Consider the following 18,974-nt stretch of genomic DNA (forward strand, 5'->3'; position numbering starts at 1 on the left):
AAGCTTGCCTAATCATCTGGCGCGGCTCAGGTAATTATGCTTATCCACCCTATAGCGGGCAGTAAAGGCTTTTAACCGGACAATCAAGTGCTCATCGATGATAGTAACCACAACCCCCAGCATCCCGGGCTACAGGATCAAGTGGGTGTTGGGGGTCGTGACTGGCATGAGCGTTAGAACGAGGGGCTTTCTGGGCAGGATGGCGGCGGGGATAGAGGCGATTGTCGGGGGAGCCTCGAGCGCTTACGTGACCGAGCTGAAGAAGGCGAGAGATGAGGCGCTCAGCGACCTCATTAACTCTGCCAGGCAGATGGGGGCGAACGCCGTCGTGGGCCTAGACTTCGAGACCTCCGAGGTCCTTGAGGGCTTCATCATCGTGACGGCTACGGGCACAGCCGTGGAGGTGGAGCCCGAGCAGGCGGGCTAGAGGCCCAGACCGATCTCCGCCAGCTCCGCCTTAACGGAGCGGATGACCTCGACCCACCCTGTACTGGGTGCGCCTGAGGCGGGGTTGTAGACCTCCCAGAAGGGCTTACCGTAGGAGGGGCTCCGCAGCTTCTCACCGTACCTCTTATAGAGCTCCTGCACGACGGCGCAGGCATCGCTCAGGCCAAGGCCCTGGGACGCCACCGCGGCGCCGAGCTCCGCCATGAGCTGCGCTTCCAGCCCCCCGCCGTTGGGGGCTGTTCCGTTCGCGGGAACCGGGCCCAGGAGGTGTAGGCCTGCCGCGGCTGCGGCCACGGTGTTGGCGGCCACCTCGTAGAGGTACTCCCTCGTGCCCAGCCCGAAGGCCGGCCACACGTCGGCCACCAGTGGTAGCTTCATGTGCTCGTTCGCCAGGCCAACCGCAACCTGCACCCAGATGCACTCCGCCGACGAGGTGGCCTTCTTGACGATGTGCGTGGGGTGGATCAGCACGTAGCCAGCCCTGTAGGCCGCGAGCGCCAGGATCGTCTCAGCCACGGAGACTATCGCGGAACCCGCGGGGCCTCTTGCGAAGCCCCCGACGATCGGGTCGACCAGCGCCGCGCCGATCACCCCCTTCTCGAGGCCGACCTGCGCCTTGGTCAGCTGGGAGTAGTCCGTCTTCAGCTCGTTCAGCACGGGCAGGAGCTGCGCGTCCCCCTCGAGCAGGAGGCCAGCGGACATCGCCGCGAGGCTGGCGACGGACGAGATGCTGCTCTCGCCGGCGAGGAGGTGCATCCCGGGCCTCCCGGAGTCCCTGAGCGCGCGGCGCAGGTGCAGCAGCTCCCTGACACCAGCCACGGCCTCGCTCGGCGCGCCAGCCTTGACCCTGACCCCCGACACCTCCTGTATGCTCCCGTGGTCCAGAGCGTCCACGAGCGGCTGCCTCGTGTAGGAGAGTGCCGTGGCGTAGAAGTACTCCTCGGGCACCGGCGTCCCAGCTAGGCCGCCGAACACGAAGGGCCTCCTCCTGTCGCCCGGGACCCTCGCCCACAGCAGCCTAGCGTCCAGCCCCCTGCCCAGCACCAGCTCGCGGCGCGCGCTGGCTAGGGCCTCCCGCAGCTCCTCCTCGGCGAACCTCGCGACCCTGCTCTCCTCCACCACGTAGAGCCCAACCTCAAGGGCGAGCTCGAAGCCCGCCTCGAACACCGACCTCCCGAGGCCCGCGTCGCCGGGCACGGGGCAGGAGGGGTCGTAGGCTACGCCGTGCTCCCTCTCCAGCTCGGCGACCCTCCTGGAGACCAGCTCGAGGTCGAACCTCCTCTGCTCGACGTACTCGCCGAGCCTCGCCCTCCCCTCGACCTGCAGGGGGGTCAGCATGCGACGCACCTCTCGCTCAATCCCTGCCCAGCAGCTTCTTGCACTTCTCTACCGCCTCGACTGCGTCCCTGGCGTAGGCGTCGGCCCCGATCTCCCTGGCGAACTCCTCTGTCACCGGGGCGCCGCCGACGATCACCTTCACCTTGTCCCTCAAGCCCGCCGCCCTCAGCGCGTCGATGACGTTCCTCATCTCCAGCATCGTCGTCGTGAGCAGCGCGCTCATCCCCAGGATGTCTGGCCTGTAGGCCCTCACGGCCTCGACGAACTTCTCAGGCGGCACGTCGACCCCCAGGTCCACCACCTCGAACCCGTTCACCCTCAGCATCACCGCCACCAGGTTCTTCCCGATGTCGTGTATGTCCCCGCGGACCGTGCCTATCACGACCCTCCCCCTGCCGGAGGACTGCCTCGAGGCCTCGAGAAGCGGCAGAAGCAACTCCCCCATCACGCCGTTGAAGATGTCCGCGGCAGCTATGAGCTCGGGCAGAAAGTACTCGCCCCGCTCGAACCTCTCCCCAACCTCCCACATGCCGGGCCTCAAGCCCTCCTCGACCACTGCAAGCGGGCTACAGCCTGCTCTCAGAGCCTCCTCTACGAGCTTGCGCGTCAGCTCGCCGTCCAGCCCCGCGACGGCCCTACGAACCCTGTTTAACAGATCCTTGCAGTCCACAATCCGATAACCTACGCGAAGACTTTAAGCATTGTTATCTCATCCGTGAAAAATGAAAACCCTTCTCAAGAAGGCCCACCGCCCCTAGAGCGACGACCAGAGCCCAGGCCTCTAGGAAGTAGCGGAGCACGCTCGCATCAATGAACATCTTCTTCGAGCACTCTCTCCGTCTCACGAACCACCGCTTCATCTATCTGCTCAGCCGTGTCGTAGGCGGCTGGTTTAGCGGCCCCGTAGTGTTCTCCAACCTTTACGGGCACGAGCACAATCCGCTCACCCTCAACCCTGACTATGAAGCGCTTAAAGGGTACCGCACGGCGCACACTGGCTGGAAGGTAGACCCGACCCTCGCTGTCGACTTCAACCACTATTGCCACGCTTATGCTGCGCTTTTGGCAGACCATTAAGCTTTCTGTAGCATCAGACGCTACAGTACTCCTAGAAGACTTAGTCAGTTCACTCAAGTATCAGGACGACTCGCTCCGGCGCGAAGCGCCACTCCTCGCCCTCGCGCAGCAGCCTGTACTCGACCACCGCACCGTCCTCCAGCTCCTCCACCGAGACGATGCCGGCCCTGAAGCCCCTCCCGGCAAGCAGGTAGGCGAAGTCCTCGAAGTAGTCGTAGAAGCCGCACGTCACGCAGAAGCTCCCCCTAAACTCAACCGCGAACCTACCCTCCTCAACCCAGAGGACCCTTGCCCTGCCCTCAGCCCCGTGGTACCTGTTGAACTCCTCCACAGCCTCCCTCAAAGCCTCCTCCAAACTCACAGCCACAGGAATAAACACTCAGAATATAAGGTTGACGCTCGGGGGCTAGCCGTAGGTGTAGACGTCTCCGCCGACGATGTCTGCTGGCCCCAGGGTGGCTGCGGTGGTGCCGCTGGGGTCGAGGACCTCGAGGATTGCGTTCCTGACTATGAAGGCGTAGTCCTTCGAGGGGACCTCTGAGAGCCACAGCGGTATCGATGCCACGCCGCCCGCCGCTTTGGCGCTCGAGACCACAGTGGAGCCCACCCTCACCCTCGCCGTCCAGCCGTCCGGTAGGCCCGTCACGTTCACGAACCAGGGCCTAGCGTCCACCGAGACGACAAGGTTGTCGAACCTGACGGTGAGCGCCCCGCTGACCCAGTAGGCGCCCAGCCCTGGGTACACGGGATGAACGCTCTTGTCTCCGTCTGACACCTTGCGCGAGCCGTTGCTCCAGAGCTCGATGGCGTCGCTATCGCTGTCGTAGAAGCCTACCAGGTCGTACCAGACCCCGCTCTGGAAGGAGCCGTGCTCGCTGCTTATGGGGTGCCAGTTTCCGACGAAGCGGTATATGCTGTAGTAGCCTGAGGAGTCGAGGGACCACTCGTAGAACTTCTTGTAGTCGCTCTCTCCGTACACTACTCCTGCCCGGCCGGAGCCTCCGGTGAAGCTCACCAGGGCCGCCACGTACACCTTCCCCGTCAGCTGCTGGGAGGTGTAAGTTAGCAGGCACTCTCCATCGTAGCTGCTGGGGTTGCTGCTCGCGGTGACGTAGAGGAGCTTGTCTGTGCTGTCGTGCTGCCAGCTGCAGGAGAGGGGTGTGAGATTTGAGTTGATGGGGTCGGCGTCGAAGGTGTCGTAGTACACGGCCGCCCTTCTTGGGCCCGCGAGCAGGGGTTGCGTGACGGTGACTATCATGCTCCGGCTGTCGTCGTAGCTGTTCGTGGCTAGGTTGAGCACGGCTATTGTCCAGGTGTAGGTGCTGGGGGTTGTGGGGAGTGTTACCTGTAGCTGTGCCTGTGCCTGCGAGCCGGGTGGTATGGTTAGTGCTGTGGAGTTCACTAGGCCTCCGCTGCTGTCCCGCACCTCCACCCTAGCGTCGCCCTGCAGGTCCCCGGTGTTCGCGACAGTGACGCTGACGAGGGCCTTCGAGCCCGGTGGGCCTGAGACGCTGCCAGTGCTGCTCGCTATCGCGAAGCGCGCCGGCTGAAGGGCTGTGACGGCGATTGCCTTGGAGTCGTCGTAGCTGCCTGTGGCTGGGTTCTTGACCTTGAGTGTCCAGGTGTATGTGCCCCTCGCCGCGGGGAGCGTGACGGCGAGGCTGGCGGTCTGGGGCGCGGCGGGGGGTACTGAGAGCTGGGTCGCGTTGACGAGGTTGCTGTTGTGGTCGTAGACCTCCACCACCGCCACGCCCGCCTGCTGGCCGGTGTTGTTCACCTTAACCACCAGAAACTGCCTCGAGCCCACCGCGCCGCTGATGCTTGAGTTGTAGCTGAGGATCGAGAAGCGGGGCGGCTGGAGGGGCTGGAACACAGCGGTCAGGTTAACCACCCCCGCAACCACCACCTCCACCACGGGGCTAGTGGAGAGGGCCGAGCCGTTCAGAAGCCACCCGGAGAAAGCGTAGCCGGCAGCCGGCGAAGCGGAGACACGCACCCTGCTACCAGCAGGGTACACGTACCTGCCGGGAGCAGGATCCGTGGAGCCAGAGCCAGGCGGGTACACGTATACCAGTAGGGTTGCGTAAGCTATGCCGCCGGCGCCGGTGTACATGAAGCTGAACCCCGGGGACACCACCCCGCTGGCCCCGGCGACCGTTACAGTGTACCTCTCGCCAGGCTTGAGGCTTGCCAAATCTAGTCGCACGAGCACGAGCTGCCCGGGCTGCGCGGTGAGGTTGAGGCCGCCTGCGTGCCATACGAGCCTGCCTGAGCTGTCGTAGACGTAGACCGCGTCCAAAACCTCCCTCGTTTCGCCGATGTTCCTGACGTAGAGCACTAGCCCGCCCTCGAAGCCGACACCCTCCACCTTAAGGAGGGGGCGCGCACCACTAACGGAGGGCCTGAAGCCCGAGATGAACAGGTAGGCTAGAACCCCCGCTGCCACCGCGACCAGTACGAGGAGCAGGGACGCTAAGACCGGCGATACTCCCCTCTCCATACCCACAGGAAAAAGAAAAAATATTTAGTGCAAATTTTTAGACGCTTTAAGTCCTGTACGTCCAGGTGTAGGTTGCCTCCGTGCCCTTAGTTGTCACAACCTTCACGGTGTACGTCTTACCAGACTGCAGGCCAGCAGACGGCATGTTACTGGCGAGGATTTGAACGCGATTCACACCGCCTGGAGTGAGGGTTACGTCAGTGACTGATTGATTAGCGATGACGGTGCCGCTGCTGGCGTCAATAAGGTACACGGCTGAAATGTCCACAGCAACATCTCCAATGTTCCTGACGTACACATCGAGGTTGCCGTTGCTGTAGTTTACAGCCTCGATCTTTATCCTCTCTTGGAGCTGCTGGGCGCTGGCTTGCTGGGTGAGTGTGCCCTGGTAGCCGATGATCCAGATGTATGCTAGCACGGCGGCTGCGACGGCTATGACGATGAGCAGGAGTGTCGCGATAACCGGCGATACTGCTTGCCGCCTCATCGGTAGGTACAACTGCATGCCAATTTTATAAAATTAACGTTAAAAATCTAGAGGTAGTAGTCCCTCTTCGTCAGGCTGAGGAAGAGCTCGCGCAGCTCCTCGACTTCTCTCCTCACCTGGGGGTCCTGGAGCTCGCGTAGCCTCTGCTCGTTGGACTCCAAGACGAACTCCAGGAGCTTGGACGGGCTGGCCTCGTTGAGGATGCGGGTGTTGGGTATGAGGCAGTGGCCGCCGATGTAGTCGGGGTAGTAGACCGGCCTGTCGTGTAGCACGCTGTGGACCTCGGCGACGAACTCCGCCACCGTCCTCAAGCCCACGCCGTGGCGCCTGGCTATGCGGTCGACCTCCTGCCAGGCGGCGATCATCACAGCCCTGTAGACCGTCTCCCAGAGCTTTGCTAGCTCGAGCGCCTCAGGCTCCTCCTCGGAGACCCTGACCTTGAGGCCCATCTCCTCCAGGTGCCTCCTCGCCTCCTCCGCGGACTCCCTGGGGAGCGCTGAGACCCACTTGGGCCAGAAGTAGAGGTGCTCCTTGATCTTCGGGTGCTTCCCCCTCACCGGCGAGAACGCCACCGGGAGGCCAAGCTGGCCGTGCAACCTCCTCGTTGTGCCAGGGGCGACCGTGGAGTGCACTATAACGAACCTCGGCCTGAACTCCCGCGCGTACCGGCTGACGTGGTCCACGAAGCTGGCGCTGTAGGGTATCGCCACGTGCAACACGTCCACGGGCCTCGGAACCTCCTCGAGCCTGTGAACGGTTTTCGCCGGGTCTGCGTCGTAGCCGTAAACCTCGAAGCGGCCGGAGTCTCGGGCCACCTCGAATAGCGCCCCTCCAACCTCGCCGAGCCCCACGACTAGTATCCTCGTCCTCGACACCGGTGCTCAGAGAGCCCTGAGGGTAATAAACGTTTAGGCTGACCTCGAAACCCAGTCATATGCATCCGACAGCGATAGGATGAGCGCGCCAACCAGGACGATGAAGGCCAGCGGGCTCAGGTCCAGCTCCATCCTAAGCCCCTGCGCAACCGCAAGAGAAGCGGTCGTCCCGCCCAGCCCTATCAGGAAAGCGTAAGCCTGGACAAGCCTCGAGGCAAGGGAGAGGAGTAGGCTAACCGGGGAGCGCTCGAGAAGCACCCGCGTAAACGAGAAAGCGGAGGCCATGAAGACGACTAGGAGGGCGATCGGACCCTCGAGGCCGTAGGCCATCCCCAGAGACGATGCAAGGAGCCTCCCAGCCAGGAGTAGCAGCAGGGCGGCGACGGCGGTGATGAAGGCTGAGGCAAGGGCCCTCGCGAGCGTCCACAACAAGCCTCGCCTCCCCTCAGCCTCGAATGCCACCTAAGCTCACCTCCTGCACGGCACGGAACCTGTACACCCCGCCCAGGAGGCCCTCGGCCTCGAGCTCTAGTGTGTCCGCCGTCAAGGGCACCTTTAACTCCAGCGTGATGGAAGCTCCGCGCGCGAGCGTGGCGGGCGTGCTTGACGCCTCCGCGCAGACGGTGTTCCCGCAGAGCGCTCTAGCCCTCAGGGTGAATGCGGTAACGGGGGTGTTGCCCCTGTAGGTTAGGGTCAGCTTTAAGCTGGCGCGGCCCCCCTCTTCGACGGTGAAAGCGGGCTCCAAGCTGAAGAGCCCTGAGCCGAGGCTCGCGGCGTCTCCGGCGAAGCTGAGGAGCGGTGCTACGCAGGCCAGCAGGAGGAGGGTCGACACCGCGTAGGCTGCTAGCTTAAGGGGGAAACTCAAGCTTCCCGCTCACCCTCCCGGCTGCCTCTCGCTAGACCGTACTTCAGCAGCTGCGCCGCGGCGAGCAGGGCTACGCCGAGGAAGGCTACCTTCCCGAGGAGGTAGACGGCCTCGGACGCCAGCCCCGCTATCGAGGACTGGAGGTCCGCTCCCAGCTGGGGCCTCTGGTAGGAGTAGAAGAACTGCAGCGCGACCGCGAACACTAGGATTACCAGAAATATCCCGAGAACAGTGCTCAGCGTCCTTAAACCTTCACTACCCAGTGAAAAATACGACATAACACTTTAAGGAACTCTACTCTGCTTATATAACTTTCTTGACCAGGGTTTAAAGATTTTTAACGAAGTGCTTGTTACAATTGGTAACCCTAGATGCAAGCGGGGTTTACTCGGCATTCTCTTCCGCGAGCGAAGCATACGCTAAACGACTACCGGTATTTTGGCCTTGGTTCTCAGCTGGTTAAACTCGTCTATAGAGAGCCCGGCTATCTTGGCGGCTAGGCGCATGTCCCCTAGCTCTACGAAGCACTTCAGCTCCGAGCGTATGGGCTCAGGCTGGGACTCGATGAAAGCCCAGTCGGCGAACCTCTTCCTGACTTCTCTGGCCTCCGCGTCCTCTGCTTTCCACTTCTCGAGCAACCTCTCCACGGTCAGTGTTTCGCTTTGAGTGGTAAAATGCCTTCACCATGCGAAAACTTATTTGAGGCCGGGTCGGTGAACAGCGCGTGAGGCTGAAGTTAGCTGTCCTATCTACCTCCCTGTTCCTCGTGGGACTCCTTGCAGGCTACACGCTACCGTCACTCTCGCCCGAGACCGCCAGGATGGTGTACGACCTTCTACGGGAGGCTGTACTCGGGAGGGTGGGTGGTAGCCTCAAGCCGGGGCTAGGCTTGTCGATGCTGATCTTCACGAACAACATCCGGGTCGCCCTGATGACGCTCCTCCTCGGTTTCACTATGGCGATGCCCATCTTGGTGGTTTTGGGCAACGGGGCGCTTCTTGGCCTGGTGTGCGCTATGGAGGTCTCGATGGGGAGGCCCCCGCTCCTGATCCTCGCCTCGGTGCTCCCCCACGGTGTCGTCGAGGTCGCGGCGCTTGTCTACACGGTGAGCGTTTCCCTGGAGCTCGGCTTAGCCCTGTGGCTCAGGATCCTGAGGGGCTCGCGGGAGCTAAACGGTGTGTTGCGCAGGCTTCCAAGAGACCTGGTTGTCATCGTCGCCCTGTTTCTCGTAGCCGCGCTCATCGAGGGGTTTGTCACACCGGCTGTGGTGGCGGCGGTGCAAAGCTTATAACTTCCAGCGGCGCTCCTCCTACTTTGGATTGATGTCGGGGTGGCGTACGACAAGATCGCTGAGCGCGTGATACTGCTCAAGCGCTTTCTACCACAGCTTGAGCAGCCGTCAGGCTGGGAGCTGAGGGCTAGGGTCTACGGCGAGGTACTCGGGCTCAGGCAGGGCTGGCCTAGGAGCCTAGAGGAGCTCGCCGGGATTATCAGCGACTCCCAGCTGGTCGAGGTCTTCAGGCTATCCCCTTACAGGGAGTACTACTCCTTCCGCGGCCGCTACTACACCGTCAGGGGCGGCGAGCTCATCCTCGAGGGCTCATGGGGGCAGGTGAGGGAGGCCGTCTGGGAGGCCTTCAGGCTCAACGGCATCAAGACCTACGCGGTGCTGAAGGCCCTGCTCGAGCTCGGGGAGGCACCCTACGCGTCCGTGGAGGCGAGGGCCAGCGAGATACTTGGGTCGAGGCTCAACGCCGCGCGCCTCCTGGCCCAGCTGAGGGACAGGTGGGAGCTGGTGTGGGAGTCGGGGTCGGCCCGCGAAAAGGGCTGGACGATACCGGAGGAGATAAGGCCCGTGGTGGAGGAGTTCGTGAAGGCTGTGGAGTCGAAGCCCATACCCAGGCTGAGCACGAGGCAGGCCGAGGACGAGTTCGTCCAAGTGCTGGAGATGGAAGCCGCGTACAACTCCTACCTCGAGGGGCTCGTCAGGGAGAGGCTGGACGAAGCGCTGAGCTTCGGCAGAAGCTTCACTGTCGCGAAGCTAGTGGAGTACCTTGTGGACCTGTTCGGGAGCGTGATCTTCTTCGACGAGCTACTCACCCTGGCGCAGCAGTACTCGATAGCGGACACGCCGGTCGTCACGGAGTCCGGCCACAAGGCCATGTCCACGGGCTTCAACCTAGCGCTCTTCGGGGAGCCGGGGACGGGTAAGACCTTCGCCACGAAGGACTTCATCTTGGGCAACGAGTCGCTCGGCGTGCCGCCACACGGCCTGCCGGGGCTGAACAGGTACTGCGGCGGGATGACGCCCGCGATGTTCATAGCGATCGGCGAGGCCTACGCGGGAAGGAGGTTCAACTTCATCGTGACGGAGTTCAACGACTGGTTCAAGCACAGGGGGATGGTGGAGCCCCTCAAGCTCGCGCTGGAGGGCGGGGTCATTGCCTACGAGACGAAGACCTACAGGGTCGGCCCCTACAGGTTCTCCTCGTTCTTCAGCGTCAACTACAACACGCGGGTGCTCGAGAGGGGCTACGAGGTGACAGTCAGCGACCCCAACTTCAACGCGATCGAGGACAGGATGCTGTGCAGGCTGCACAGGCTGACGAAGGAGAAGTACCGCGAGCTAGCAGAGAGCCAGAGGAGGCTGATGCTCGGCATCACGACCGAGAAGATGGCGAAAATGGCACCGAGGATCCGGGACCACCTCACACTCGTCCACGCTGTGCAGACAGGGCACCCCCTGGTGAGGGACTTCACCCCCAAGAGAGTGGTCCTCACGGAGCGGGACCTCGAGGCGGTTACGAGGGCGAGGGAGGCGATCCTCGAGGCGATGGGCGAGGTTAAAGCCCTCCCATTCTCCATGAGGCTGGAGCGGAGGGCGGTCCAGCTCGCCTCAGCCCTGAGCCTCGCCTCGTACTTCAACAGGGATGAGCCTGAGCTCGGAATAGACCCCGAGGCCCTCAGGCTCGCAGTCAGGTTCTACGTGGAGGAGGCCTGGATACGCGCCAGGGAGAGCTTCGACGTGGGCGAGGTTCTCAGGAGGCTCAACCTGGGCTGAGCGACGACGCGAGCCTGTTGACCTCCGCCAGGACGCGGTCCATGTTCCAGTAGTGCCAGGAGCCCCACCTCCCGACGCTGGCGACCCCGAGCTCTTCGAGGTAGCTGAGGACCTTGCCCCTGGCCTCGGCGTGCCCGTGCGTGTAGACGGGGTAGCCGTGCTCGTGGACCCAGGCCCTAGTGAAGAGAACCTCCTCCTCCGACTCGCTGACCACGCCCAGCTGCTTTAGCCCGTCCATCGTCTCCTCGACGACCTCCTCTACCCGCAGGTTCCTCCAGGGCTCCACGGTCACCTCCGCGATCAGCGAGGAGCAACCCCTGGGTGCGTTCAGGGGGCTGTAGTTCGAGACCCAGGCGTAGCGGTGGAAAACGTGGTCCCTCTGCGGAACGTACACCCAGTGCTCGCGCGGGGCTTCCTTCCTCAATGCAACGCCGACCACAACCACCCTGTTGTACTGGAGGCTGGAGGCCGCGCGCGCGACGTCGCTGGGGAGCTCCAGGATCCCGGGGAGGGAGCTCAAAGGCAGCGTTGAGAACACCCTCTTCGCCTCGATCTCCCCGTTTATGAGCCACCTATCCCTCTTTTCCAGCCTCTCGACTCTGAAGCCTCGAATCACTCGCGCTCCGAGCCTCTCGGCCGCCGCAGCTGCACCATCGAACAGCCTCTGGATGCCCCCGGAGAGAGGGTAGTAGAACCTGGCCTGCTCGCGGTAACCTGTCGTGGGGACTCCTGCACCGCTCCTGACCACGTCCCTCCAGTCAGGCCAGGGGAGCCGCCCGGGGGTGTACAGCCAGTCCGCCGCTATCTGCTCTGCGCCTCTCTTCCATATCTTCTCGTTGTAGGGTATGAGGTACTCGCCAGCTATCCCGGGGCCGAAGAACCACTCGGCCCACTCCTTGAGGTTTCTGGGCTTCCTCTCGGACTTCGCGTTCTCGAGCAGGGCCTCCACGAAACCCACGAGCAGCTCAGCCCTCCTCTCGGGCGGGAGGGCGTAGATGCCGTTCTCGAAGGGGTACGGGACTCTGTGGTCGTCGTAGAGGATGAAGCTCAGTCTATCGTGAGGAACGACCTCGCCCGCGAAGCCAAGCATTTCCCTGAGGAGGCCCTCGTCCCGAGAGAAGATTATGTGGCTCCCCCCTATGTCGAATGTGAAGCCATCGACAACCTCGGTCCTCAGGAGGCCGCCGGGACTGCTTGAGGCTTCAAGGCAAATGAGGCTCGCCGACGGAAACCTCTCCTTGAGCTTGAGCGAGAGAAGCACACCGGCCCAGCCGCAACCCAGCACCGCGAAGTCGACTGCAGTGGCCACGTGGCTGTTACTGTGATCCTTGAATTAAAGGTTGCTTCGGCGCCTGTAAGCGTCCCCACGGCTACTTCCTCGTGAGGTTCCACAGGTAGATCAAGGCGGCGGCGAGGAGCATAGCCCCGGTCCACAGGGAGAGTAGCCAGACCCTCTGTGCGACGTCCACGGCGGTGTTGTACCCGAAGGCCCACCTGTAGATGTCCGCGGCCAGCGAGACCGGCGTGTAGCCCACGGCTTCGGCGACTGGTTTAGGGAACCTCATCTCCAGGACCTGCTTGGGGTAGAAGACGTTGGAGAAGAAGAAGAAAACGTAGTACGTGAGAGCCCTGAACGTCGCCTGGAGGTTGAAGTCCTTCGTCGAGGAAGAGATCGCTATCGCCAGCCCCGACATCGAGGCGGAGAGGGCCAGAGAGGTAAACAAGACGAGGAGCCAGCCGTAGGGGCTAGGCATACCCACCAGCAGCGCGGCGAGGACGATGAAGCTCGACTGGTACACGACGCCGCGAAGCATCCCGCCCAGGATGCGGCCCGCGACGAGGCTGGTTCGGGAGAAGGGGAGGCCCAGGAGGTAGTGCGTGTACTCCCTCCTGATCTCGATGCCGACCTCCCGCCCGATGGAGAAGGCGGACGCGAAGGCCGCTATCGCTATCACCCCTGTCGTGAAGAACTTGAAGTAGTCGGGTATGAGCTGGGTGTTCACCATGTTGTTGAACACGAGCGCGTAGATCAGTATGTCCGCCAGGTTCATGCCGATTTGCCCAGCGAGCCAGAACCTGTACTTCCAGAACCTCGAGAGGTCCCGGTATACGATCAGCGCTACGCTTCGCAGCTCGCCGTAGATACTCACTTCCACCCACCCCCCTCAACTGCCTTCTCAACGACCAGGATGGCCAGCGTTGAGAGCCCGACCGCGAAACCCAGGATGTACGAAGCCATTAGGTCTGGACTGGCGACCGCGATGGCCTTGAACTCCTCGAAGAAGAAAACCGTCCTCAGGAAGTCGGCGAAGTGGGATATGGGGTTCACCAGGGCTGAGTAGTAGTAAGGCGCAATCTTGCTCAGCACGACCGCGGGGTAGAACACCGTGCTCAGCCGTATGAGCACGGCGTCCAGCAGCCCGAACACTATGTCCGTCGTGTCACTAGACTTGAGGCTGAGGACGACCGAGAGGACGAAGCCGACTACGCCGACGGAGAAGGCCAGGGCCGCCGCCAGAGACGTTGCGATGGCCGCGGGGTCGTAGTCGCCGAGCAGGTAGATTATGAAGGCGTACATCGGCAGTGTGAACAGGAAAGCCGCGAGCCCCCCGCCCAGCGCCCTCCCGAGGGCCAGCGCACGCCTCGTTATAGGGAGGGAGAGGAGGTACTCGATCGTCCCCTCCTCGAACTCCTCCGCGATGTCGTAAGCCCGCGAGACGCTTATCGAGAATAGCATCGAGGTGTACACGCCGAAGAGGTAGAAGTGGTAGTAGTCGAGGTTCACCCCGGCCACAGCCCTGAACCTGACCATCGCCGAGAGGGCTAGGCCGAATATGGAGACCTGGATGGCGAACCACGTTACACGCATCACCACGAACAGCGTTCTGCGCTGCATCCTGTTGAGGTCCCAGAGGACGAGGAGCCAGAGCCCCCTCAAGTCCTCGCGGAGAGACATGGGGGTTACTCCCTCAGGGCGGCGCCCGTGAAGTAGAAGAAGACGTCGTCGAGCGTGGGCTCCTGTATCATTATCCGCTTAACCTTGAGGTTGGACATCGTGAAGGCGTTGATGATCTCCGCGGCCCTCTCCTCCCCCTTGTTGAGGTAGATGCGGACCCTGTGGTCGCTGATCTGGTACTTGCCCACGTCCGCGAGGGACTCGACGATCCTCTTGACGGCGGCCTCGTCGCCCTCGTAGTGGATCTCGACCACGTCTCCCCCGGGTATCTGGTCTTTAAGCTCGTCCACGCGGCCGAGCGCCCGGAGCTTCCCCTTGTATATGATGCCTATCCTCTCGCATATCCTCTCGGCCTCGAACATGTCGTTCGTGGCAACAATTATCGTCGACCCCTCGTCCCGCAGCTCCCTAATGATGTCCCACAGCGCGTGCTTCGTGATCACGTCGACCTGGGCTGTGGGCTCGTCGAATATCGCTATCCTGGGGCGCTGGATGAGGACCTTGGCTATCTCCAGCTTCTTCCTGGTCCCCCCGCTCAGCTGGTAGAACTGCTTCTTCCTGTGCTCCCACAGGTTGAGCTTCTCCATGACGTCTCTAACGACCTCCTTGGCCTCGCCCGAGGAGTAGCCCACGACCCTCGCGTGCCAGAGCAGGAGCTCGTATGGGGTGTCTATCCACAGAGCCTTCGGCTCTTGGAAGGCTATCCCGACGTACTTCCTGACGACGTCGCCCTCCCTCGTGACGGAATGCCCGAACACGTAAATGTCCCCGCTGGTCGGCTTGTACACCGTGGCTAGCGTGAGCAACGTGGTGGACTTTCCTGAGCCGTTAGGGCCCAGGAGCCCGAAGATCTCGCCCTCGTAGATGTCGAGGTTTAAGCCATCGACCGCGACGGTCGCGCCGAACCGCTTGGTGAAGCCCCGTATCTCCACCGCTTTACCCGCCATGCAACCGACCGCAGTACAAACCCCCCTTGCGGAAATATAACTTTTTTATTAAAAGGGGTAAGCGACAACAAGGCACTAAACCTTAAAATACCGCGCACCGTTCTCTACCGCTGGGGTGCTCATGGCGGGCGAAAAAAGGTCACCTGTCTACGAGGAGGCCCTCATGCAGGAGCTAGCCTACGCCATAGCCCACATCGCGCACGCCGAGCAGCATCTGCTTGAGATAGACTCCCAGCTCAGCGAGCCCAAGCTCGCCCAACGCATAGACAAGCTGAGGATGAGCAGGAAGGCGCTGGGCGAGGTTCTGCTCGAGGTAGCGGGCATAAGGGGCAACGGGGGTGGGGGAGAGGAGAGGAGCGCGGCCGAGAGCCTCTGGTGCACGCTGAAGCATCTGTCTATGGCTATCGTCCACTGCGACGAGTGCGCCGAGAAGGTTACGCGCAGGCTGGTTGAAAGGGCCAGCGCCGGGGACGTGTCTGGGACGAGGGAGCTCCTCGCCCAGCTGTCAAAGATCTACGCTACGCGCCGCGAGGCGCTCGGCATGCTCATGGAGCTTCTCAGAGGGGAGGAGCTGAGGGGTGAGAGCGTCGAGGCAGTAAGGTGCCGCGAGGACCTCTGCGTCGAGTAGGCCACGCCTAGCTCATCCACCCCTTCACTTGTCCGGGGCCCCCTCTTCGGAGTACTCATGGGCTCAGCGCCTTCGGCTGTGCGCCGGTGAGGTTTAAGTACCAGTTTCACGTGACCTCCTCGTGCCTGGCCGCGATTTCCTGTACGAGGGCGACGTGTTCAGGCCCCTCCAGCTGAGCCTAGGAGCTAGCCGTTAAGGAGGCTAGGAGGCTAAACTCCTGAGGCTGATTAGGCGACAGAGAAAACTCCTAGAGTACCCCTAAACCCTATCCCCGGTATTAGCGTGCTCCACCTTCCTCGTGGAAAGGTACAGCGCGTAGGCGCTGGTAGCGACTAGCGGTATGTGTAGGAAAGCGTTCCAGTTGAACCCCCTGAATAGCAGTATGTTCGTGCCGAACACTAAGCCTGGGAAGGCCGTGAACCTCATGACCGCCTTGTTCACCCTCGGGTAGTAGAGTATCAGAATCGAGAGTATAACGGGCGTCACTAGGCAGTAGCCAACCGGGTAGTAGCCGGCTACGAGCCACTTCAGCAGCAGGTATGGGTCTAGGACCGGCTCAGCCGGGTACCAGAAGGCTAGGGCGGCTAGAGGCACCACCCATAGCCTACGCCTATCCGGGATCGGCCCGCCAACCCTATTGCGCCTAACCACGCACTCCCAGGCCCACAGCGCCGCTACTAGGGACGTTAGGAGGACGTTGCCCGTTAGCACGACGAATCCGTACTCCTCGGTGTAGGCGAAGTTCTCCCCCACGAGTAGTGCATACTGGGCTAGGGCATACAGGTCGAAGAGCAAGGAGCCTCTCTCGCCCCACCTAGCCAGCGCGGCCAGCACTAGGAGCAGGGCTACGTGTAGTAGGAGGGAGGGCCACACGAGGTCTACTAGACTGAAAATTAATGGGCGGCGTAGCGCGACCCATACCACGCTACTTGCCTCCTCGAGCGAGTAGCCTTTAGACGCGTATGGCCATAGCACCCAGAAGCATAGAACGTACATTGCTATGTAGAACCACCACTTACCCGTGACGTAGTCGATGGCCCCGCTAACCCTCTCCAACAGCCCCATTCCGCCACCCAGCGAGGTCGCGTAGCGTGGAGCGAAATGAGCTAGCTCTATAAATTTTTTGTACCACTTCCCTGCTCCCTCCGGCTGTTCTAGTGCGCGGAGCATGGAGAGCTTTTGAAGATCTCGCTAAACCTCGACCCTCGGCATGAGCGTTAGGGAGCTGGAGCCTAGGCCCCCTAATCGTCACTATCCTGTAGTATCCCGGCTCGGGCAGGTACCGTTTGATGTGGTAGTAGAGTCGCGGAGGCTTCCGGAGAACAGACATCTTGACTGCCTGGAGCAGCGGGTCTCTCCGCCTCCACCCTGGGTCATGCACTAAGGGTTGAAGGGGGCTAGAAGGCGCCTAGCCTCCCTCGCGTTCAACCGGAACTCCTTCTGGCCCCGACTGTTCTCATAACGTAGGCGAAGTCTTTCTCGATCCTTCTCAGCTTCCTGGCTATCCTCTCGTACTTCTCGTCGAGTTCACGAACCTCCTGCGGGGCCCACGGTCTTGTCGAGCCCCAAGTACACGAGCACAATCTTCTTAGCCAGCGCTGCCGGGGTCATCCCCAGCTCCCTGGCCAGGCTCTCAAGCCTAGCGTACTCCCCCACCTTCAAGTTGAACTTGACCTGCCTATACTTGTAGCCTCCACGCCGCTCAGCTCGGCGGCGACGCCGAGCACCTCGAGCCCCTCTCTGGGGCCGAAGAGGCTGGGTTGGGTGAGGTGGAGCGCGAGAAGCGCCAAGGCGGCGAGGAGTAGCGATATGGCGGGTATGAGGGCTGCGCGACGCAACCAGGAAACCGCTTTAGTCAGTGGCAAGAAGTGCTTTAAGCCTTACGCCACCCAGCTCAGCCTCTCAGGAGCCTCAAGGCTGACTCGCCGCAGGCCCTCTCGGTGAGGTAGACGTACCTCACGTCGCCAATGACGGCCACCCTGACGAGGCCCGCCGAGCGGAGCCTCTCCAAGGCCGAGGCGGTGTGCCTCGTGTTGCGGGTGCCGAACGCCCTGCTGAGAGGCTTCGGCTCTCGTAGGCGCCACAGCGTTTTAGTGAGGCCGGTCAGCTCGAGCCGCCTGGCGACGCTCTCCCACATCTCACCGCTAACCTCGACCACCAAGGCTAAGTGTAGGATGGGGTTATATATCTTCACACAGGATGTGCTCACAGTCCTCCTAAGCGAAAGCTTGGCGTGAAACGCTTCGTAAAATGCGGTGAGAGACATGACGGGGGACTTGGCGCGGACCTGCCTAGTGAACGTGGACGACAGGGGTCGGTTGATGCTGGAGCGGCTGGCGGTCGAGGGCAGAATAGCGAGTTTCTGGTGAGTGGAGGGCTCGCCGGTGCTGTGCTTCGAGTTCGCTGGCGAGCTGAGCGTCGGGTTCGAGGACTACATCGACGGCGTGCCGGAAAGCATGCTGTCTAAGAAAGCGGTGGTGGACGCGCTGAGAGACGAGTTCAGGAGGCACGTGGTAATCAAGATCCTGAGGACGCTGAGCGGCGCTAGGGTCGTAGACGTGACGGACTACCACATTGTGCTGGAGCAGACGGAGCGCACGGAGATAATTTGCGTGCGCGTGACGCCAGCCGAGAAGGAGAGGCTTAGAAAGGGGGCGGGGGGAGAGGGGCCTGAGCCTTCCGGACCGCGTGCGGCTCAAGCCCCTAGGCCGAAAAGAGCAAACCTCTTTTTCTCTCCCCCTCTTTTGTACCTCACCCCCTCGGGCGCCTAGCTCCGCAGCGAGGCCCTTGGAGCCCTTCACAGCCACCGTGACTACATGGCCCCCTGCTTATGCTCGAACACACTCCCACAACACCTCAAGCCCGCTGAGAGCAAAGGAAGACGCGAGTCGAACACGGGGAGAAAACAGGGAAAAACAAAAAAGTACCATTACTGTGTCGAGTAGGGTGGTTTTACGGGAGACGAGGAGCAGCTACCCGAGAAGCCTCTCCTAGAGCACGTCTACGAGCTACTCGAGACGCTGAGGAAGATACTCGTGCTGCACGTAGCCTTCATCCTAGCGCTTCTCATTGCGCCGGCGCCCAACGAGCTCCCGCGGAGCTACGACCCCATCCTCTTCTACGCGATGAACCTGACGAAGGGCTACATGCTCGACTTCGAGCACAACATCTTCGCGTACCCGTTCGCCAAGCTTTTCGGTGTGAGCGGCGCGAAAGTCACCCTCATAGCCCACGGATGGTTCGACAGCCTCACCGCAGCCCTCTACCTCGCCGCGCTCATCACCATCGCTGTGCTCAGCCCCGTTACGACCGTGCTCGTGTACCGGTACGTTGAGCCGGGCCTCTACTCCCACGAGAAGAGGATCGTGAAGAAGTACATGTACATGGCCCTAGGCCTCTTCCTCTCAGGGGTGGTCTACGGCTACTTCGTCGTCATGCCAATAATCTTCGCCACGGCGGTCTGGCTCTCCACGCTCGGCGGGGCGAGCCTCCTCTTCTCCATCGAGGAGTTCTACAACGACATATTCATCGGGAGCATCGCCACGGGGGTCTTCTTCATGTTCCCGCTTGCGATACTGACCCTCCACAGGATCGGCGTGGTGAACTACGAGACTCTGAACAAGAACTGGAGGTACATCGTGTTCGCCGGCTACGCCATACTCGCCCTCATAACACCGGACCCGACCCCCTTCAGCGACCTCGCGATGGGCATACCCTTCGTGGCGCTCTACTTCCTCTCGATGTGGCTCGTCAAGAGGTCTGAGCAAAGGAAGTCCTGAGACGCCAAGAAATA

24 protein-coding genes and 1 pseudogene are annotated in these 18,974 nt (G+C 61.9%); 6 read left to right on the plus strand and 19 right to left on the minus strand.

Features of this window, described 5'->3' with window-relative positions; all coding sequences use genetic code 11:
* Nucleotides 1-97 precede the first annotated feature (97 nt).
* Complete coding sequence (locus MOV14_RS01120; RefSeq protein ID WP_318537392.1) at nt 98-427, plus strand: YbjQ family protein; 330 nt, start codon at nt 98-100, stop codon at nt 425-427.
* Here the strand turns inward: MOV14_RS01120 and MOV14_RS01125 are convergent.
* From MOV14_RS01125 to MOV14_RS01175, 11 genes are all read right to left on the minus strand, one after another.
* Nucleotides 424-1,785: a monomethylamine:corrinoid methyltransferase gene (locus MOV14_RS01125; RefSeq protein ID WP_318537393.1), complete on the minus strand. Its 1,362-nt coding sequence runs from the start codon at nt 1,783-1,785 to the stop codon at nt 424-426. The genes MOV14_RS01120 and MOV14_RS01125 overlap by 4 nt on opposite strands.
* A gap of 16 nt (nt 1,786-1,801) precedes the next feature.
* Nucleotides 1,802-2,458, minus strand: coding sequence for a corrinoid protein (locus MOV14_RS01130; RefSeq protein ID WP_442786688.1), 657 nt, complete (start codon nt 2,456-2,458; stop codon nt 1,802-1,804).
* A 134-nt stretch (nt 2,459-2,592) separates the two neighbouring features.
* Nucleotides 2,593-2,832 (minus strand): AbrB/MazE/SpoVT family DNA-binding domain-containing protein, encoded by a 240-nt coding sequence (locus MOV14_RS01135; RefSeq protein ID WP_318537395.1) that lies wholly within the window; start codon nt 2,830-2,832, stop codon nt 2,593-2,595.
* 79 nt (nt 2,833-2,911) lie between these two features.
* Nucleotides 2,912-3,223 (minus strand): hypothetical protein, encoded by a 312-nt coding sequence (locus tag MOV14_RS01140; protein WP_318537396.1) that lies wholly within the window; start codon nt 3,221-3,223, stop codon nt 2,912-2,914.
* Between the two features lie 45 nt (nt 3,224-3,268).
* Nucleotides 3,269-5,362, minus strand: a complete 2,094-nt coding sequence (locus tag MOV14_RS01145) for a COG1470 family protein (protein WP_318537397.1) — start codon at nt 5,360-5,362, stop codon at nt 3,269-3,271.
* 46 nt (nt 5,363-5,408) lie between these two features.
* Complete coding sequence (locus tag MOV14_RS01150) at nt 5,409-5,867, minus strand: archaellin/type IV pilin N-terminal domain-containing protein (protein ID WP_318537398.1); 459 nt, start codon at nt 5,865-5,867, stop codon at nt 5,409-5,411.
* Between the two features lie 29 nt (nt 5,868-5,896).
* Nucleotides 5,897-6,724, minus strand: a complete 828-nt coding sequence (locus MOV14_RS01155; RefSeq protein WP_318537399.1) for a GDP-mannose dehydrogenase — start codon at nt 6,722-6,724, stop codon at nt 5,897-5,899.
* Nucleotides 6,725-6,757: 33 nt separating this feature from the next.
* Nucleotides 6,758-7,186: a hypothetical protein gene (locus MOV14_RS01160; protein ID WP_318537400.1), complete on the minus strand. Its 429-nt coding sequence runs from the start codon at nt 7,184-7,186 to the stop codon at nt 6,758-6,760.
* Nucleotides 7,170-7,589, minus strand: a complete 420-nt coding sequence (locus MOV14_RS01165) for a hypothetical protein (protein WP_318537401.1) — start codon at nt 7,587-7,589, stop codon at nt 7,170-7,172. The genes MOV14_RS01160 and MOV14_RS01165 overlap by 17 nt, the downstream gene beginning before the upstream one ends.
* On the minus strand, nt 7,586-7,867 hold the full coding sequence (locus MOV14_RS01170; protein WP_318537402.1) for a hypothetical protein: 282 nt from the start codon (nt 7,865-7,867) through the stop codon (nt 7,586-7,588). Before MOV14_RS01170 ends, MOV14_RS01165 begins: the two co-directional genes overlap by 4 nt.
* 141 nt (nt 7,868-8,008) lie before the next feature.
* Entirely contained in the window at nt 8,009-8,236 is a 228-nt protein-coding gene (locus MOV14_RS01175; RefSeq protein WP_318537403.1) for a hypothetical protein, read from the minus strand.
* A gap of 77 nt (nt 8,237-8,313) precedes the next feature.
* Between MOV14_RS01175 and MOV14_RS01180 the strand changes: the two genes are divergently transcribed.
* Nucleotides 8,314-8,880: a stage II sporulation protein M gene (locus MOV14_RS01180; RefSeq protein ID WP_318537404.1), complete on the plus strand. Its 567-nt coding sequence runs from the start codon at nt 8,314-8,316 to the stop codon at nt 8,878-8,880.
* Between the two features lie 39 nt (nt 8,881-8,919).
* The gene (locus MOV14_RS01185; protein WP_318537405.1) at nt 8,920-10,650 is read left to right on the plus strand and encodes a hypothetical protein; all 1,731 of its coding nucleotides are present in this window, start codon (nt 8,920-8,922) and stop codon (nt 10,648-10,650) included.
* On the opposite strand, the gene MOV14_RS01190 is transcribed toward MOV14_RS01185, so the two are convergent.
* The 4 genes from MOV14_RS01190 to MOV14_RS01205 all read right to left on the minus strand — a co-directional run bounded on the left by MOV14_RS01190 (nt 10,637) and on the right by MOV14_RS01205 (nt 14,553).
* The gene (locus MOV14_RS01190; protein ID WP_318537406.1) at nt 10,637-11,959 is read right to left on the minus strand and encodes a protoporphyrinogen/coproporphyrinogen oxidase; all 1,323 of its coding nucleotides are present in this window, start codon (nt 11,957-11,959) and stop codon (nt 10,637-10,639) included. The genes MOV14_RS01185 and MOV14_RS01190 overlap by 14 nt on opposite strands.
* A gap of 61 nt (nt 11,960-12,020) precedes the next feature.
* A complete protein-coding gene (locus MOV14_RS01195) occupies nt 12,021-12,800 on the minus strand; it encodes an ABC transporter permease (RefSeq protein WP_318537407.1) in 780 nt (259 codons plus the stop codon).
* Nucleotides 12,797-13,606 (minus strand): ABC transporter permease, encoded by an 810-nt coding sequence (locus MOV14_RS01200; protein WP_318537408.1) that lies wholly within the window; start codon nt 13,604-13,606, stop codon nt 12,797-12,799. Before MOV14_RS01200 ends, MOV14_RS01195 begins: the two co-directional genes overlap by 4 nt.
* Before the next feature lie 5 nt (nt 13,607-13,611).
* Nucleotides 13,612-14,553, minus strand: a complete 942-nt coding sequence (locus tag MOV14_RS01205; RefSeq protein ID WP_318537409.1) for an ABC transporter ATP-binding protein — start codon at nt 14,551-14,553, stop codon at nt 13,612-13,614.
* A gap of 121 nt (nt 14,554-14,674) precedes the next feature.
* Here MOV14_RS01205 and MOV14_RS01210 point away from each other — a divergent pair, with 121 nt between their 5' ends.
* Nucleotides 14,675-15,181 carry a hypothetical protein gene (locus MOV14_RS01210; protein WP_318537410.1) on the plus strand — a complete coding sequence of 169 codons (507 nt, stop codon included), beginning with the start codon at nt 14,675-14,677 and terminating at the stop codon, nt 15,179-15,181.
* A 258-nt stretch (nt 15,182-15,439) separates the two neighbouring features.
* Here MOV14_RS01210 and MOV14_RS01215 read toward each other — a convergent pair whose 3' ends face one another.
* The 4 genes from MOV14_RS01215 to MOV14_RS01225 form a co-directional block, all read right to left on the minus strand.
* On the minus strand, nt 15,440-16,246 hold the full coding sequence (locus tag MOV14_RS01215) for a hypothetical protein (RefSeq protein ID WP_318537411.1): 807 nt from the start codon (nt 16,244-16,246) through the stop codon (nt 15,440-15,442).
* A gap of 462 nt (nt 16,247-16,708) precedes the next feature.
* Complete coding sequence (locus tag MOV14_RS09920; protein ID WP_326403747.1) at nt 16,709-16,843, minus strand: hypothetical protein; 135 nt, start codon at nt 16,841-16,843, stop codon at nt 16,709-16,711.
* On the minus strand, nt 16,840-17,019 hold the full coding sequence (locus MOV14_RS01220; RefSeq protein WP_318537412.1) for a hypothetical protein: 180 nt from the start codon (nt 17,017-17,019) through the stop codon (nt 16,840-16,842). The genes MOV14_RS09920 and MOV14_RS01220 overlap by 4 nt, the downstream gene beginning before the upstream one ends.
* Before the next feature lie 56 nt (nt 17,020-17,075).
* Entirely contained in the window at nt 17,076-17,339 is a 264-nt protein-coding gene (locus tag MOV14_RS01225) for a hypothetical protein (protein WP_318537413.1), read from the minus strand.
* Between the two features lie 211 nt (nt 17,340-17,550).
* Between MOV14_RS01225 and MOV14_RS01230 the strand changes: the two genes are divergently transcribed.
* Together MOV14_RS01230 and tatC are read left to right on the plus strand one after the other, a co-directional pair.
* Nucleotides 17,551-17,952, plus strand: a complete 402-nt coding sequence (locus MOV14_RS01230) for a hypothetical protein (protein WP_318537414.1) — start codon at nt 17,551-17,553, stop codon at nt 17,950-17,952.
* A 237-nt stretch (nt 17,953-18,189) separates the two neighbouring features.
* A pseudogene (gene tatC / locus MOV14_RS01235) lies at nt 18,190-18,960 on the plus strand (twin-arginine translocase subunit TatC); the annotation flags it as partial.
* Nucleotides 18,961-18,974 lie beyond the last annotated feature (14 nt).

The organism is Infirmifilum sp. NZ (assembly GCF_022693705.1).
In the GTDB taxonomy this organism is placed as follows: Archaea; Thermoproteota; Thermoprotei; order Thermofilales; family Thermofilaceae; genus Thermofilum.

Coding starts and splice junctions, on each gene's coding strand:
- MOV14_RS01145 (WP_318537397.1), bottom strand. CDS start 5,362: ATGGAGAGGGGAGTATCGCCGGTCTTAGCGTCCCTGCTCCTCGTACTG.
- MOV14_RS01125 (WP_318537393.1), bottom strand. CDS start 1,785: ATGCTGACCCCCCTGCAGGTCGAGGGGAGGGCGAGGCTCGGCGAGTAC.
- MOV14_RS01205 (WP_318537409.1), bottom strand. CDS start 14,553: ATGGCGGGTAAAGCGGTGGAGATACGGGGCTTCACCAAGCGGTTCGGC.
- MOV14_RS01215 (WP_318537411.1), bottom strand. CDS start 16,246: ATGGGGCTGTTGGAGAGGGTTAGCGGGGCCATCGACTACGTCACGGGT.
- MOV14_RS01150 (WP_318537398.1), bottom strand. CDS start 5,867: ATGCAGTTGTACCTACCGATGAGGCGGCAAGCAGTATCGCCGGTTATC.
- MOV14_RS01210 (WP_318537410.1), top strand. CDS start 14,675: ATGGCGGGCGAAAAAAGGTCACCTGTCTACGAGGAGGCCCTCATGCAG.
- MOV14_RS01120 (WP_318537392.1), top strand. CDS start 98: ATGATAGTAACCACAACCCCCAGCATCCCGGGCTACAGGATCAAGTGG.
- MOV14_RS01200 (WP_318537408.1), bottom strand. CDS start 13,606: ATGTCTCTCCGCGAGGACTTGAGGGGGCTCTGGCTCCTCGTCCTCTGG.
- MOV14_RS01170 (WP_318537402.1), bottom strand. CDS start 7,867: ATGTCGTATTTTTCACTGGGTAGTGAAGGTTTAAGGACGCTGAGCACT.